The organism is Paraburkholderia tropica (assembly GCF_014171495.1).
Taxonomy (GTDB): domain Bacteria; phylum Pseudomonadota; class Gammaproteobacteria; order Burkholderiales; family Burkholderiaceae; genus Paraburkholderia; species Paraburkholderia tropica.
This window is the reverse complement of record NZ_CP049134.1, coordinates 3,267,116-3,280,377: the sequence shown is the minus strand read 5'-3', so window position 1 is coordinate 3,280,377 and position 13,262 is coordinate 3,267,116. Positions and strand designations below refer to the sequence as shown.

Annotated in this window: 16 protein-coding genes; 11 read left to right on the top strand and 5 right to left on the bottom strand. The window is 64.8% G+C overall.

Annotation, left to right across the window (positions count from 1 at the left end):
- Positions 1-467: 467 nt before the first annotated feature.
- The 4 genes from rpmH (at position 468) to yidC (ending at position 3,180) form a co-directional block, all read left to right on the top strand.
- Positions 468-602 (top strand): 50S ribosomal protein L34, encoded by a 135-nt coding sequence (gene rpmH, locus G5S35_RS14815; RefSeq protein WP_004198824.1) that lies wholly within the window; start codon positions 468-470, stop codon positions 600-602.
- A 75-nt stretch (positions 603-677) separates the two neighbouring features.
- Entirely contained in the window at positions 678-1,148 is a 471-nt protein-coding gene (rnpA, locus tag G5S35_RS14810) for a ribonuclease P protein component (RefSeq protein WP_065061810.1), read from the top strand.
- A gap of 98 nt (positions 1,149-1,246) precedes the next feature.
- Positions 1,247-1,477: a membrane protein insertion efficiency factor YidD gene (yidD, locus tag G5S35_RS14805; RefSeq protein WP_183038438.1), complete on the top strand. Its 231-nt coding sequence runs from the start codon at positions 1,247-1,249 to the stop codon at positions 1,475-1,477.
- A 29-nt stretch (positions 1,478-1,506) separates the two neighbouring features.
- Positions 1,507-3,180, top strand: coding sequence for a membrane protein insertase YidC (gene yidC, locus G5S35_RS14800; protein ID WP_065061809.1), 1,674 nt, complete (start codon positions 1,507-1,509; stop codon positions 3,178-3,180).
- Positions 3,181-3,319: 139 nt separating this feature from the next.
- Here yidC and G5S35_RS14795 read toward each other — a convergent pair whose 3' ends face one another.
- Positions 3,320-3,745 (bottom strand): transcriptional regulator, encoded by a 426-nt coding sequence (locus G5S35_RS14795; protein WP_065061808.1) that lies wholly within the window; start codon positions 3,743-3,745, stop codon positions 3,320-3,322.
- A 365-nt stretch (positions 3,746-4,110) separates the two neighbouring features.
- On the opposite strand from G5S35_RS14795, the gene mnmE reads away from it, so the two are divergent.
- The 4 genes from mnmE (at position 4,111) to G5S35_RS14775 (ending at position 7,855) form a co-directional block, all read left to right on the top strand.
- The gene (gene mnmE / locus G5S35_RS14790; RefSeq protein WP_065061807.1) at positions 4,111-5,511 is read left to right on the top strand and encodes a tRNA uridine-5-carboxymethylaminomethyl(34) synthesis GTPase MnmE; all 1,401 of its coding nucleotides are present in this window, start codon (positions 4,111-4,113) and stop codon (positions 5,509-5,511) included.
- A 187-nt stretch (positions 5,512-5,698) separates the two neighbouring features.
- Positions 5,699-5,899, top strand: coding sequence for a hypothetical protein (locus tag G5S35_RS14785; RefSeq protein WP_065062270.1), 201 nt, complete (start codon positions 5,699-5,701; stop codon positions 5,897-5,899).
- 261 nt (positions 5,900-6,160) lie between these two features.
- Positions 6,161-6,373 carry a hypothetical protein gene (locus G5S35_RS14780; protein WP_231957654.1) on the top strand — a complete coding sequence of 71 codons (213 nt, stop codon included), beginning with the start codon at positions 6,161-6,163 and terminating at the stop codon, positions 6,371-6,373.
- Positions 6,374-6,832: 459 nt separating this feature from the next.
- Positions 6,833-7,855 carry a S1C family serine protease gene (locus G5S35_RS14775; protein WP_065061806.1) on the top strand — a complete coding sequence of 341 codons (1,023 nt, stop codon included), beginning with the start codon at positions 6,833-6,835 and terminating at the stop codon, positions 7,853-7,855.
- Positions 7,856-7,959: 104 nt separating this feature from the next.
- Here G5S35_RS14775 and G5S35_RS14770 read toward each other — a convergent pair whose 3' ends face one another.
- The 3 genes from G5S35_RS14770 to G5S35_RS14760 all read right to left on the bottom strand — a co-directional run bounded on the left by G5S35_RS14770 (position 7,960) and on the right by G5S35_RS14760 (position 9,543).
- The gene (locus G5S35_RS14770) at positions 7,960-8,316 is read right to left on the bottom strand and encodes a hypothetical protein (protein WP_065061805.1); all 357 of its coding nucleotides are present in this window, start codon (positions 8,314-8,316) and stop codon (positions 7,960-7,962) included.
- 231 nt (positions 8,317-8,547) lie between these two features.
- Positions 8,548-8,709 carry a hypothetical protein gene (locus G5S35_RS14765; RefSeq protein ID WP_167371405.1) on the bottom strand — a complete coding sequence of 54 codons (162 nt, stop codon included), beginning with the start codon at positions 8,707-8,709 and terminating at the stop codon, positions 8,548-8,550.
- A 207-nt stretch (positions 8,710-8,916) separates the two neighbouring features.
- Positions 8,917-9,543: a LysE family translocator gene (locus G5S35_RS14760; protein ID WP_065061804.1), complete on the bottom strand. Its 627-nt coding sequence runs from the start codon at positions 9,541-9,543 to the stop codon at positions 8,917-8,919.
- Between the two features lie 370 nt (positions 9,544-9,913).
- Here G5S35_RS14760 and sap1 point away from each other — a divergent pair, with 370 nt between their 5' ends.
- Entirely contained in the window at positions 9,914-10,282 is a 369-nt protein-coding gene (sap1, locus tag G5S35_RS14755; RefSeq protein ID WP_065061803.1) for a surface attachment protein Sap1, read from the top strand.
- 284 nt (positions 10,283-10,566) lie between these two features.
- A complete protein-coding gene (locus G5S35_RS14750; protein ID WP_065061802.1) occupies positions 10,567-11,121 on the top strand; it encodes a YaeQ family protein in 555 nt (184 codons plus the stop codon).
- 34 nt (positions 11,122-11,155) lie between these two features.
- Here the strand turns inward: G5S35_RS14750 and G5S35_RS14745 are convergent, their stop codons facing one another.
- Positions 11,156-11,578 carry a VOC family protein gene (locus G5S35_RS14745; protein ID WP_074982889.1) on the bottom strand — a complete coding sequence of 141 codons (423 nt, stop codon included), beginning with the start codon at positions 11,576-11,578 and terminating at the stop codon, positions 11,156-11,158.
- 453 nt (positions 11,579-12,031) lie between these two features.
- Here G5S35_RS14745 and ada point away from each other — a divergent pair, with 453 nt between their 5' ends.
- Positions 12,032-13,225, top strand: coding sequence for a bifunctional DNA-binding transcriptional regulator/O6-methylguanine-DNA methyltransferase Ada (ada, locus tag G5S35_RS14740; RefSeq protein ID WP_183038437.1), 1,194 nt, complete (start codon positions 12,032-12,034; stop codon positions 13,223-13,225).
- The last annotated feature ends 37 nt before the right edge of the window (positions 13,226-13,262 follow it).

Sequence of the window (13,262 nt, the reverse complement as noted above, 5' to 3'; positions counted from 1 at the left end):
CGAGATGCTGTGGTCGTTTTGTTTGCGTGCAAATGCGTTCGCGCCGCGCGTGTCGCACAAATGCAACAAGGCCCTGGCGGGGCGAAAACAAATGCTCCGGACGCCCGCGCGGCAAGGAGTTGCGGCAAGCAGGCGGGCCGGAGCGGCAAGCAGGATTCTTGGGATAGGCGAGATTCTAACGCCGAAAAGGCCTGGCCAGGAAGTTATCCACAGGGACGGATCAAGGTGCCGTATCTTCTCTCATACTGTGGATGAGCGTGGCGCAACAAGGCTCCGCACGAATGCGGGACGGAACGGTTTGCTGCCTTCGAGCACACTTTGCGCGCGCTTCGACGCCCTAACCTATTGACGGCCAACGAAAAACCGGATTAAATAGCGGGTTCCGCGAAAACCAATCCCTTGTACCACCGGCCATTGCTTTTTTCCGCGATGCTCGCCGCGGTCATTTCTCAATAAGTGAGAGCAACATGAAACGTACTTACCAACCTTCCGTTACCCGTCGCAAGCGTACCCATGGCTTTCGCGTGCGCATGAAGACCGCCGGTGGTCGCAAAGTGATCAACGCACGCCGTGCGAAGGGTCGCAAGCGTCTCGCCATCTAAGCGCGCCGCTTACCAGTTTTGTCGATAGCACCGCTATCAGCACAATCGACCACGATCGACGATAGCGGGCCAGACGTGAAACTGTCGGACGAAGCGGACAACGCGAACGAGGTGCCTCACGGCACGTCGCGAACGCAGGCCGCTTTCCCGAAAGCCGCAAGGCTACTGAAAACGGATGAGTTCTCATCCGTTTTTCGTTTGCGCCCCTGGCGCCGCGCCGCGCACTTCGTCGTGTACGGCCGCGCCACCGGCAACGAGGCGCGGCTCGGGCTCGTGATCGGCAAGAAGTACGCGCCGCGCGCGGTCACGCGCAACCTGGTGCGCCGCATCGCCCGCGAGGCGTTTCGCGTGCGCCGCGCGCAGTTCGAAGGCTTCGACCTGCTGCTGCGCCTGCACACGAAATTCGACCGAAAGGCCATGCCGTGCGCTTCGTCGCCGCCGCTGAAGACACTTTGTCGCACCGAAATCGAGATGTTGCTCGACAAGGCCGCGCGCGAAGTCGCCAGGCGGCGCGCCGCGCCCGAGACGGGCGGCGCTGCCTCGTGAGGGCCGCGCGCCGGTCCGTCGCGATTGCTGTGCAGGCCGCGCCCGCTGGCCGGGCACGACGTTCGTCTTTCCTAGCGGCGCTGTCCGGTCGCCACGCCATGCAAACGGTACTGATCGCTTTACTGCGCTTCTACAAGCTTGCCGTGAGTCCCCTGCTCGGCAACCGCTGCCGTTTTTACCCTTCCTGTTCGGATTACGCGCGCGAGGCAATCCAGTATCATGGCGCCGCGCGCGGGAGTTACCTCGCCGCGCGGCGGCTTTGCCGCTGCCACCCGTTTTCGGCGGGCGGCGTCGACCTGGTCCCGCCTGCATCTCCGAAAAAGCGCTGACGCGCCTTCCATCGACACTGAGACAACGCATGGATATCAAACGCACCGTCCTATGGGTCATCTTCTTCATGTCAGCGGTCATGCTGTACGACAACTGGCAGCGCGACCACGGACGTCAGTCGATGTTCTTCCCGAGCGCGACGCAAACGCAGCAGAACGCCGCAAGCGGCGCGACGCCCGCGAGCGCGGCTAATGCCGCCTCCGATCTGCCGGCCACGGCCGCAGGCACGGCGCCCACCGGCACGGCCCAGCCCGCCGAAGCCGCCGCGCAGCTCGTGCACTTCCGCACCGATGTCTACGACGGCGTGATCGACACGCGCGGCGGCACGCTCACGAAGCTCTCGCTCGTGAAGGAAGGCGACGGCAAGCAGCCTGACCAGTTCATCACGCTGTTCGACCACACCAACGACCACACGTACCTCGCGCGTACGGGTCTGCTGGGTGGCGACTTCCCGAATCACACCGACGTCTTCACGGTCGCCAACGGTACGGGTCCGCGCGACCTGAGCGGCGACGCCACGTCGTTCCAGATCTCGCTCGAGTCGCCCGAAAAAGGCGGCGTGAAGGTCACCAAGACCTACACGTTCACGAAGGGCAGCTATGTGATCGGCGTCGACACGAAGGTGCAGAACGTCGGCAGCACGCCGGTCTCGCCCACGCTCTACATGGAGCTCGTGCGCGACAGCCAGCCGGTCGAAACGCCGCGTTTCTCGCACACCTTCATCGGCCCGGCGGTGTACTCGAACGAGCATCACTTCCAGAAGATCACGTTCGGCGACATCGACAAGAACAAGGCGGACTACGTGAACCAGGCCGACAACGGCTGGGTCGCGATGGTGCAGCATTACTTCGCCACGGCGTGGATTCCGCAGCAGGGCGTCAAGCGTGACATCTACGTCGAGAAGTTCGACAACAACCTCTACCGCGTCGGCGTGAAGCAGCCGCTCGGCACGATCGCGCCGGGCGCGACCGACAACGTGCAGGCGCGCCTGTTCGCGGGTCCGGAAGAAGAGCGCATGCTCGAAGGCGTCGCGCCGGGTCTGGAGCTCGTGAAGGACTATGGCTGGGTGACGATCATCGCCAAGCCGCTGTTCTGGCTGCTGGAGAAGATCCACGGCTACGTGGGCAACTGGGGCTGGGCGATCGTGCTGCTCACGCTGCTGATCAAGGCCGTGTTCTTCCCGCTGTCCGCCGCGAGCTACAAGTCGATGGCGCGCATGAAGGAAATCACGCCGCGCATGCAGGCGCTGCGCGAACGCTTCAAGAGCGACCCGCAGAAGATGAACGCGGCGCTCATGGAGCTCTACAAGACCGAGAAGGTGAATCCGTTCGGCGGCTGTCTGCCGGTGGTGATCCAGATTCCGGTGTTCATCTCGCTGTACTGGGTGCTGCTGTCGTCGGTGGAAATGCGCGGCGCGCCGTGGATTCTCTGGATTCACGACCTCTCGCAGCAAGACCCGTTCTTCATCCTGCCGGTGCTGATGGCCGTCTCGATGTTCGTGCAGACCAAGCTGAACCCGACGCCGCCGGACCCCGTCCAGGCCAAGATGATGATGTTCATGCCGATCGCGTTCTCGGTCATGTTCTTCTTCTTCCCGGCGGGTCTCGTGCTGTACTACGTCGTGAACAACGTGCTGTCGATCGCGCAGCAGTACTACATCACGCGCATGATGGGCAAGGGCAAGAAGAAGGAAGCCGCGTAAGCGCGGGTTCCGGTCTCTCAGGCCATCACCAGAAAAAAAGCCGCCCGGTGCAAACCGGGCGGCTTTTTTATTGTCCGTGGCCAAGGTCGGCGCGTTCTTCGCTTGCAGCCGCAAAGCGCGCTCAGGCGATACTGGGCGCTCAGCGTTTCTCGGGGCCGCCGTAGAACTGCGTCACGAGTTCTTCCAGCAAATACCGATGATGCGGGCTCAGCGACTCGATCTTCGAAGCGAGTTCGAGCGTTTCCTCGGAAAGCGGGTAGCGCTCGTCGGGTTTGCGCGGCTTCGGCGTGGCGCCCGCCGGCGGCGTATGCGGCGAGGGTCCGTAGTGCAGCCAGTGCACATCCACGTCGAGCCAGTTGGCCAGCGTTTGCAGTTTGTCGTGCGTGGGAATGGTGCGGCCGCTCAGCCATTTGTGAGCGGTTTGCGGCGAGACCGGGTGCTCGCCGTGGTGGCGCAGGTTGAACTTGTTCGCCAGGTCGGTGCTGCCGCGCGGTTTGTCGGGCGAGCGCCGCATCGCCAGTTGCAGGCGGTCGGCGAAAGCGGCTTTTTCTTCGGGCGTTGGCATGGGCCAGATTGTGCAATCGGCTTTTGTCGAAGTTGACAACCAGTTGAGCTAGATCTAGCGCAATGAAGCTACACTTCGCCCGAATCCGCAGGTAGCGCAATAAAACGGTTGCGAATTGGGGCGCGATTCGCCGCGGCCTGTTAATGCGGCGTTTTGGCCAGGTTTTTCGGTCGCATTGTCCGAATGTCGCAACCTGGCTATCAGATCAATCTTAGCTAATTCGAGATAAATTGAGATAAGTCTCGAGAATGGGGAGGCCCGAGGCGCGTGTGCGCGTCGCGTTACAATCCACGCACTTTCTTTCCGGCGTCCGTCGCGGCGCCGGCCTGCCCGTTGCGGCTTAGTCCACGTCCCGTTATCCCGCCATGCTCGCCACCGATTCCGATCCCATCGTCGCCATTGCCACTGCGCCCGGACGCGGCGGGATCGGCGTCGTGCGGGTCTCGTTCGGGCGCGCGGGTGCACCGGCCGCCGAGGCGCTGATGCAGGCGCTCACCGGCCAGGCGCTCGCGCCGCGTCATGCGAGCTACGTGCCGTTTCTCGACGGCGCCCACACCGCGCTCGACCGCGGCATCGCCCTGTATTTCCCGGCGCCGCATTCGTACACCGGCGAGCATGTGCTCGAACTGCAGGGGCACGGCGGCCCGATCGTGCTGCAACTCGTCTTGCAGCGCTGCATCGAGGCGGGGCGCGCGTTCGGCCTGCGGCTTGCCGAGCCGGGCGAATTCACGCGTCGCGCGTTCCTCAACGACAAGCTCGACCTCGCGCAGGCCGAAGCCGTCGCCGACCTGATCGAAGCCAGCACGGAGGCGGCGGTGCGTTCGGCGGGCCGCTCGCTCGACGGCGCGTTCTCGCGCGACATCCACGCGCTCGTCGACGACGTCGTCACGCTGCGCATGCTTGTGGAAGCCACGCTTGATTTCCCCGAAGAGGAAATCGATTTCCTCGAAGCCGCCGATGCGCGCGGCAAGCTCACGCACATTCGCGCCCAGCTCGACCACGTGCTGGCCGAAGCGCGTCAGGGCGCGCTGCTGCGCGAGGGTCTCGCGGTCGTGCTCGCGGGGCAGCCGAACGTCGGCAAGTCGTCGCTGCTCAATGCGCTCGCGGGCGCGGAGCTCGCGATCGTCACGCCGGTGGCGGGCACCACGCGCGACAAGATTTCGCAAACCATCCAGATCGAAGGCATTCCGCTGCATGTGATCGACACGGCGGGTCTGCGCGACACCGAGGACGAAGTCGAGAAGATCGGCATCGAGCGTACGTGGAACGAGATCGACCGCGCCGATGTGGTGCTGCATCTGCTCGACGCGCGCGTGGGCATGACGCCCGAAGACGAGATCATCGCGGCGCGCTTTCCGGCGGGCGTGCCGGTCGTGCGCGTGCTCAACAAGACGGATCTCACGGGCGTGGCGCCCGAAGTCGCCACGCGTGATGCGAACAACGGCACGCAGGTCTGCGAAGTCCGGCTCTCGGCGAAACAAAACGACGGCGTGGCGCTGCTGCGTGGCGAGTTGCTGCGTATCGCGGGCTGGCAGGCCGACGCGCAAAGCGTCTATCTCGCGCGCGAGCGTCACCTGATCGCGCTGCGTGCGGCGCGCGAGCAACTCGCGAACGCCGCGGCGCACGCCGATCAAAACGCGCAGGCGCTCGATCTGTTCGCCGAAGAATTGCGGCTCGCGCAGGAATCGCTTAATTCAATTACGGGCGAGTTCACGTCCGACGACCTGCTCGGCGTGATTTTCAGCCGGTTCTGCATCGGCAAATAAGGCGTGAAATAGCGCGCCTGCGCGCTTTCATCGCCCGACCACGATTGCGAATTCCGCATAATCGTAAGGATTCGCAACACGTCCCGCGCGCCGACGCCGCGCCGCCTGTGCGCGGTAATCCATCGTCACACATCGTTTCGTTTTCAAACGAAATGCACGCCGACAATACGTGCATCAGGAGAAAACGATGAAGACGATCAAACTCTTTTGCGCGATTGCACTGGCCGCCGGGTTGGCGAGCCTCACGGGTTGTGTCGTGGCGCCGCCGTATGCCTACGCGCCCGCACCGGCTTACGGTTACGGCTACGCGCCGGGCTATTACGCGGCGCCTACGGTCGATGTCGGCGTCGGCTTCGGCGGCTATTACGGGCGCGGCTGGCGACATTAAGCACTCCCGTAGAACCGCGTGAAAATCCCGCGAAATGCGCGTGTACAGCGTGCACGCAACACCAGGATATCCCCCGATCCGCGCCTGTCAACCGAACGGCAGGATGGCTGAAACGCCCGCCTGACAAGGCTTCGCGTCGGGACCGGCCACGTCCTCCCAGCGCCCTATCAGATGTGATAGCTATACACCTCTTAGTGGCGAATTACAGTGCTTACACGAGATCCAGTTAATGAGATTTCGACGATTTCCGGGGGCAGAAACGTGAAGTTCATCGATCAGGAAATTGCGCACATCATGCGCGTTATGGTGCCGTCGCTGCTGACTGAGGGCGCGATACCCATTCTCACATTCGAGTACTGGCATAAGCGCCTCTCGAATCTGCTCGATACGGCACAACTCTCCCACGCCCAGTTTCGTACGATCGACTCGCTCATGACGCAACTCGAGCGCCTGCAAGCGCACGCTGCCGCCTGAACGGTCCGGTCGTCCCGGTCGATGCCGCATTCGGACAAGCGGCACGTCCCGCCGATTTACCTCGCCATGTAACCCGAGCATGGATTAGCCCGCCTTCGCGCGGGCTTCTTTCTTTCTAAGGATTCCGCAGCATCGTGCGGACGCCGTGCGCGACGGCCTTTGAATGCACGCTTCAATTCGCGCGGACAAAAAAAGCCGCGGCAGGGGCCGCGGCGAAGAGCTTGCCACTACTGACAACACGGCGCCGAGGGGACGTCGCCGCCGAACCATTGTCACGGCTGATTCCGGCCGCTTCAATGGCCGCCAGGCCGATCTGACAATCGTTAACCATCCACGGATTCCGCGTTCCCGCCGTGCGGTATGTCCCTTTATCCAGCGCGTTCCTCGCTGACGAAACCATCTTGAAATCTCGCCGGCCTCCCTGCATGTAGGGCCCACTTTCATCGGAGAACACCGATCGTGGGAAGCCGACCTGCCTTCATCGACGATCTGGCCCGGGATCTCTCGCCCGACGGCGCTCACGTGCGCGCGCCCGGCGACGACGCGATTCTCGACGCCTATTCGCACACTGTCATCGGGGCGCTCGAACGCGTGCAGCACGCCGTCGCCCATATTGCCGTCGAGCATCGCCCGAGCGGCCAGGCTGCCGCGCGCGGCGGCACCGGCTCGGGCTTTCTGTTCACGCCCGACGGTTATCTGCTCACCAACAGCCACGTCGTGCACGGCGCGAACGCGCTGCGCGTCACGCTCGCCGACGGTTCGACGCACGACGCCGACCTGATCGGCGACGACCCGAGCACCGACCTCGCCGTGCTGCGTATCGGCGCGTCCGAGGCCTTGCCGCACGCCACGCTCGGCGAATCGGCGAAACTGCGCGTCGGACAGATCGCGATTGCCGTCGGCAGTCCGCTCGGACTCGCGCAGACGGTTACGACGGGCGTGGTGTCGGCGCTCGGACGTTCGCTGCGCTCGGCCTCCGGACGCATGATCTACGACGTCATCCAGACCGACGCGGCGCTCAATCCGGGCAACTCGGGCGGCCCGCTCGTCAATTCGGCGGGCCAGGTGATCGGCGTGAACACCGCGATCATTCCGGGCGCGCAGGCGATCTGTTTTTCGACGGCGATCGATACGGCGAAGTGGGTCATCACGCAACTGTTCATGCACGGACGCGTGCGCCGCGCCTACGTCGGCATCGCCGGGACCAATGTGCCGATCGCGCGCAAGGTGCAGCGTTATTTCGAACTGGCGACGACGACCGGCGTGCGCGTGATGGAGAGCGCGAAGGGCAGTCCGGCGGCGCAAGGCGGTCTGCGCGCGGACGACACCATCGTGGCGATCGACGGCCTGCCCGTGGACAGCATCGACGCGCTGCAACGGCTGCTGGACGCCTCGCGTATCGATCGCGTCGTCGAATTCACGGTGATCCGTTTGACGCAGAAGTTGAATCTGCAGATCACGCCCGTGGAGCAGACGTCCTGAAAGTGGTCGCGGCGCACAAAAGCGCGCGCCCATAAGACTAACGGCCGCCTCCGGGAAACCGGAGCGCGGCCGCTTCGATCGACAGAACCGTGCTTAAACCGTGCTTACCAGCCCGGCTGCTGCTCATACGCGCCATACGGCGGCGGGGGCGGCGCCGGTTGCGGCGGGCCGCAGGGCACGTAGCGGCCCGAATACTGGTCGTAGCACCCGCCCGGCGCGGGTGCGGCGGCATAAACCGGTGCGGGCTCGGCATACACGGGCGCGGCCACCGGCGCCGGCTCGGCATAAACAGGCGGCGCCTGATAGACAGCCGGACCGCTGACAGCCGCACCCACCACGGCGCCGATCAGCGCGCCGCCCACGAGCGCGCCTACCACGTCGCCACCTCGATCATGGGCGCTGGCCGGACCTGCCGCCACCACGCAACCCGCCAGCACCAATACAGCAGCAATCTTACGCATGTCGTTCTCCTCGAGAACTGTATGAAAACATGCGAGCGATTGTGGCCCTGATACGCGGATACAGGTGCAGCAAAGGGTAACGACTAATTACGCGGATGATGAATTAACGCGATCAGTGACCGCGCTCACCGGGAGACTGCGCAGGAGCCCGCGCAAGAGACGGCGCGCCCGCCAGCAGACGGATGCGCGAAGCCCGGACCCTTGGCCCGGGCGGAACGGCAGCGTGCTTCGTCAATGATGAAGAATGCTGCGTAACGGATGACGCCAGTCGATGTGATGATCCCCGGCGAGGACTCGCTGCCGGTGCTCCTCGAGAATCTCGTCCGAGAAGAGGAAAACGACAATGACGAGGGGGATGACCAGAAACGCGCCCAGTATTACGTGCTCGATCACGATTACCTCCTGGCTGTCAAGCGGTTGCAATTGCATTGTAGCTGGAACGCTACAGTTTGCACGCCGGACGACTACTTATTCAGAAACAAACGTGATCCGCCGTACGCAAGCGCTTGAGCAGCGCGCGTGCCCGCCCTCGCAAGCCGGGAAAACACCGAGCGAAATCGACCGCGCGCACGCCGATTCCGCTGCCGAATCCGCCACTAATCAAGCCGCCGACCTCTTCCAGACGGCGGCGAACAGACCCGCGCCGATCAACAGCGACCCACCCGTGCGATTGACCGCCCGCTGCACGCGCGGGCTGCGCACGGCCTTGCGCGCCGCGGCGGCCAGCAGCGCGTAACCGAAGGCATTGAGCGTGGCGAGCACGAGGAACGTCGCCTCGAAAACGACGATCTGCGGCAGCGCGCGCATATGCGGATCGATGAACTGCGGCACGAACGCGACGAAAAAAATGATGCTCTTGGGGTTCAGCGCGGTGACGGCAAACGCGTGCGCGAAGATGCGCCCGGTGCGGGTTTCGCTGGTGTCGGGCGCTTCGGGGTTCGCGATGGGCGCGCGCCAGAGCTTGATGCCCAGATAGATCAGGTACGCGGCGCCGACCCACTTGAGCGCCGAAAACAGCGTGGCGGAAGCCGCCAGAATCACGCCGAGGCCGAGCATGGACGCCGTCATCGCCGTGAAGTCGCCGAGCGCGACGCCCGCGGTGGTGGCCAGCGCATAGCGGCGGCCGTGACCGAGCGCGTAGGAAACGACGAGCAGCACGGTCGGCCCGGGAATGGCGACGAGGATGGCCGAGGCGATCGCGAACGGCAGCCAGTGAGCGAGAGTCATGGAATTTCTCCAAAAGGGATGCCCGATTTATCCACGAAGACGGCGTGCGCGCAAGTCGGTTTGATGCGGTCTGGAAAAGGGCGGCGACGGCATGCCTGGCATCGTTTTTATTCTGCGGCCTGCGAATTGTCGGGCGCGCGATGAAGGCGGCGCGACGCTTCCTTATGTGCGGCGCGGCATCATGCTCGCACGCCGCATCGGCGCTTGCGCAAGCATCGTGCGACCAGGCCGGTGACAACGCCTGTTGCGCCCGCACACAAGTTGTTCTTGCACTCTATTCGCGCTCTTCTACATTGAAAAATGCGGGTCGATCGTGGCCGTTAAATACATAGCTAACCGAAGACAACCCACCCGCCGAGGAGGCAGAACCATGCGAAGGCTATCCGCAACCGCCGTGGCCGTTCTTGCCGTCTGCTCGGCGAGTCTCGTTGGCGTGGCATCGGCGCAGGAGGCACAAGAGGCGCAAGCGGTCTCGGTCAAGCCGCAACAGACCGTGCAGCTCAAACCCGGCTCCTACGGCTGCCTCTCCAGGGACAAGCTCGACGCCGTCTCCCAGCACGAGCAGGCGGGCGAGCATCAGCAGATGCAGGAATATTTCGCCGATTTCCGCTGCCTCTCGACGCCCGAGAACCAGTCGTATCGCGTGGTGCGCGTGGTGGGCCACGACGTCGAGTTCGTGAACGCCGCGAACGCCGACGACCAGGGCCTCTGGACCAGCGACCGCTCCATCAAGCAATAAGCCCAGCCGCAAGACGCGCGCTCACCGCCGGCGCGCGGTGTGTGCGTACGCTTGCGCGTCACGATTGTCGGCTTGAGCTTCCTGTTTTGCCCCCTTCATCGCGTCGTCATTTTCGCTTCCGATCATCGACATGACCGGCGCTCGACTTGCGTCGCCGTCTGATGAAACCGGCACAGCCCGTGCTGGAAACTCGCTATCATGTGCGGCTTTTACGCCGCGACGCAGCACGTTGCACGACTGACAGCACAACTGACAGCGGCGGGTATCGAGGGGCGGAAATCGGCATGGCACTTAAATCGACCATCTTCAAGGCAGAGCTTCAGATCGCGGACATGGACCGGCACTACTATGCCGACCATGCGCTGACGATCGCCTGCCATCCGTCGGAAACCAATGAGCGGATGATGGTGCGCATCGCCGCCTTCGCGTTGTTCGCGGGCGAGCGTCTCGAATTCTGCAAGGGCCTGTCGGACACCGACGAGCCCGATCTGTGGAGCAAGGACTACACGGGCGCAATCCAGACGTGGATCGAAGTCGGCCAGCCCGACGAGCGCCGCATCGCCAAGGCGGCGGGGCGCGCGGACGAGGTAATCGTGATCGCCTACGGCGGCCGCACCTCGGATATCTGGTGGCAAGGCGTGCGCGGCAAGGTCGAACGGCTGCGCAACGTCACTGTCTGGTCGCTCGGCGAAGACGTGGCTGCGGCGCTCGGCAAGCTGGCCGAACGGACGATGCGCCTGCAATGCACGGTGCAGGACGGCGCGGCGTGGATCGGCAGCACGACGAGCGAGCCGGTCGCGGTCGAATGGACCGTGCTCAAGGCGCCCGAGAACGTCTGAGCGCCGGTTCGGCACTTTCTGAACGCGCCCAGGGCTAGCCATTCGGCGGCCCTTTCAGTTCCACCATGTTCCCCTCGGGATCGAACAGATACAGCGACGGCCCGAAGCCTTCCGCGCCGTAGCGCTCGACCACGTCGCCGGGACGCGCGCCCAGCGCGGCGAGATGCGCCTTGAGCGCCGCGCCGTCGAACGGCTCCACGCGCAGACACAGATGATCCATGTTGCGGCCCGCGCCCGTCGGCGTCGCGCCGCCGTTGCCCGGTTTCTCGCGATCGAGCGGACCGCCCATCGACACCAGATCGATCAGCGAACGGCCCGCGCGCAGTTGCACGAGTCCGAGCTGCGTTTCCTCGCGTTCGACGCGGCAGCCGAGCACGTCGCAGTAAAAGCGCGTCATCGCGGCGGGATGGGCGGCGCGAATGACGACATGATCGATTTCGCGAATCTGGATCTGCATGACGGTCCCCGCCGATTGGCGTGTGCGAACAAAGTCATTGCAGTGTAGGAGGGAAGTTGGGCGGAGAATGACGTCTTGTCATCTCGCGAGGCGTGCGGCCGGGACGCGGAAATGCGCCCCCAAAACGCTGGACGAAAAAAAGCCCGCTGCTGTGAGCGGGCTTAATCCATATCAGGAGGAGACATGGAGGAGACAGGAATCACTATACACAGCGGTCTGACGCGACGCAACAAGTTTTTAAGGGAAAACCCGCAATGGTGCCATTTTGTCGCAGTCGCACATTGACAGGGCATCGGCGCGCATGAATGGTGCTCGCAGCAGGCTCGCGTGGCCGTCGTTCCGGGCGATTCCACGGGCCCGAACGACAGCGCAAGATCCGGCACGCCGTACCGCGGCGCGGCCTTTACAGTGAGGCCATCGAGTCAAGCACGCGCACCCTGCGGGAGTCCTCATATGAACGCCATTCCGAACGCCGACCGCCAAGCCTCGTCGGATCCTGTCGACACGAACGCCGACGCCGGACGCTGGGCCGCCGTCGCAGCACGCGACGCGAGCGCCGACGGCCAGTTCTTCTACGCCGTGCGCACGACCGGCGTGTTCTGCCGTCCGTCCTGCGCGTCGCGGCTGCCGCGCCGCGAGAACGTCGAATTTTTCGCCGATGCGGACGCCGCGCGCGCCGCCGGCTACCGCGAATGCAAGCGCTGCCGTCCCGGCGGCCTGCCGCGCGAGCTGGACATCGTGCGCCGCGCCTGCGACGCGCTCGACGCCGATCCGCAATCGCGCCTCACGCTCGCCCAGCTCAGCGAGGCCGTGCATCTGAGCCCGTTCCACCTGCAGCGCCTGTTCAAGCGCGTGCTCGGCGTGTCGCCGCGCCAGTATCAGGCCGCGCGCCGCGGCGCCGTGCTGCGCGACGCGCTGGCCCAGGGCGCCGACGTCACACGCGCCAGCGCCGATGCGGGCTTCAACTCGTCGTCGCGGCTGTACGAGAGCGTGGCGGGCGAGCTGGGCATGAAGCCGTCGGCGTTCCGGCGCAAGGGCGCGGGCCTGACGATCCGCTTCGCGAACGCGGCCACGCCGCTCGGCCGCGTGCTGATCGCGGCCACCGAAAAAGGCATCTGCCGCATCGCATTCGGCGACGACGGCGACGCGCTCACGGCCAGCCTGCGCGCCGACTTCGAAAACGCACGCTGCGTGGAAGACGTCGCCGCGCTCGCGCCCTTCGTCGCGCAGATCGACGCCTATCTGCACGGCCGACGCGAGCGCTTCGAGCTGCCGCTCGACGTCGCGCCGACGGCGTTCCAGCAGCGCGTCTGGGATGCGCTCCAGCACATTCCCTACGGCGAAACGCGCAGCTACACGCAGATCGCCGAAGCGCTGGGCGCGCCGCGCGCGGTGCGTGCCGTGGCGAGCGCCTGCGCGTCGAACCCGGTGGCGCTGGCGATTCCGTGTCATCGCGTCGTGCAGAAGGGCGGCTCGCTCGCGGGTTATCGCTGGGGGATCACGCGCAAGGCCGCGCTGCTCGATGCGGAAGCGCGCGCGGGCGAAGTGCGCGCCGATCCGGCACAATCGAGCGCGAAATCGCCCGAAAAGGCCGATCGAAAGCCCCGCGCGAAACGCGCCCCCGCCACGCCGGAGACCGCTGCTTGAGCGCCGTCCAGTCGACCTCGAAAAAAGCCCCGCCGAC